The sequence below is a fragment of the Halomonas sp. 5021 genome, from assembly GCF_036663435.1.
GTDB classification, from domain to species: Bacteria; Pseudomonadota; Gammaproteobacteria; order Pseudomonadales; family Halomonadaceae; genus Vreelandella; species Vreelandella janggokensis.
The window spans coordinates 1-952 of the sequence record NZ_JAXOVU010000037.1 but is presented as its reverse complement, the minus strand read 5'-3'; the positions used below and the strand labels follow the sequence as shown (position 1 = coordinate 952).

2 protein-coding genes are annotated in these 952 nt (G+C 51.2%); both read right to left on the bottom strand.

The window, feature by feature from the left end; translation table 11 throughout:
* Nucleotides 1-191: 191 nt before the first annotated feature.
* Nucleotides 192-491 (bottom strand): addiction module antidote protein, encoded by a 300-nt coding sequence (locus R3F64_RS19355; protein WP_253024712.1) that lies wholly within the window; start codon nucleotides 489-491, stop codon nucleotides 192-194.
* A complete protein-coding gene (locus R3F64_RS19350) occupies nucleotides 488-787 on the bottom strand; it encodes a type II toxin-antitoxin system RelE/ParE family toxin (protein WP_332613250.1) in 300 nt (99 codons plus the stop codon). Before R3F64_RS19350 ends, R3F64_RS19355 begins: the two co-directional genes overlap by 4 nt.
* Nucleotides 788-952: the final 165 nt, after the last annotated feature.

Below are 952 nucleotides of genomic sequence, written 5' to 3'. Positions count from 1 at the left end.
GAAGTCACAAAGTGAATATCGGCCGCAAGGGGTATAAATCCTCCTTGCAGCTGGTATCGAGAGACGGTATCTACGAAAACCTGCTGCGTGCCCCCGTAGGAACCAGACTTGTCGGGCGATAGCCTTCGATGGCTTGATCATTGCTGATCGCTCAATGAACTGGGCTTCGAACCTCATTATCCGGCCGGGGGTTATGCCGCTGGTTTTTCGTGTGGGCGTGCTGTGAGATCGACACCCAGTGCACGCGTTACGGCGAGCATGGTTTTAAGTGTGGGATTACCTTGCTCGCTGAATGAGCGGTAAAGCTGCTCACGTGAGAGACCTGTTTCACGGGCTAGTTCTGTCATGCCCTTGGCGCGTGCAATCACCCCCATCGCTTTTGCGATGTAAGCTGAATCGCCGGTTTCTAGGGCATCCGCGAGAAACACGGCAATCGCTTCCTCACTCTCCAAGGCCGCTGCTGGGTCGTACTCATAGATTTTGTCGGTCATGACGCCTCCCACTCTAATGCTAACCGGTACGCAGTTTCGATATCGCTTTGCTGGGTACTCTTATCGCCACCAGATAATAGAATGATGACTTCGTTGCCCCGTTGCTTGAAGTAAATACGATATCCGGGACCATGGTGGATACGTAGCTCGCTGATTCCATGCCCAACGGGTTTCACATCGCCCGGTAAACCATTTGCCAACCGAAAGACACGTGCCGCAATCAATGCTTTAGCACGTTGATCGCGGAGTTTCCGCTCCCACTTTCGGTAAGTATCCGTTTGTTTAATATCAAGCATCGCTTTACTGTAGTTTTTGGACTACTTAGACGCAAGATAATTCAAGAGTCTTTGTGGGGGTATCATTGCTGATCGCTCAATGAATTGAGCTCCTTGTGTCTCTCAAGAGGGAATGATTAGCTACCATTCTCTCTGGCCAGAAGGGTAACCCGTTGGGCTCCTGAT

Coding starts and splice junctions, on each gene's coding strand:
- R3F64_RS19355 (WP_253024712.1), bottom strand. CDS start 491: ATGACCGACAAAATCTATGAGTACGACCCAGCAGCGGCCTTGGAGAGT.
- R3F64_RS19350 (WP_332613250.1), bottom strand. CDS start 787: ATGCTTGATATTAAACAAACGGATACTTACCGAAAGTGGGAGCGGAAA.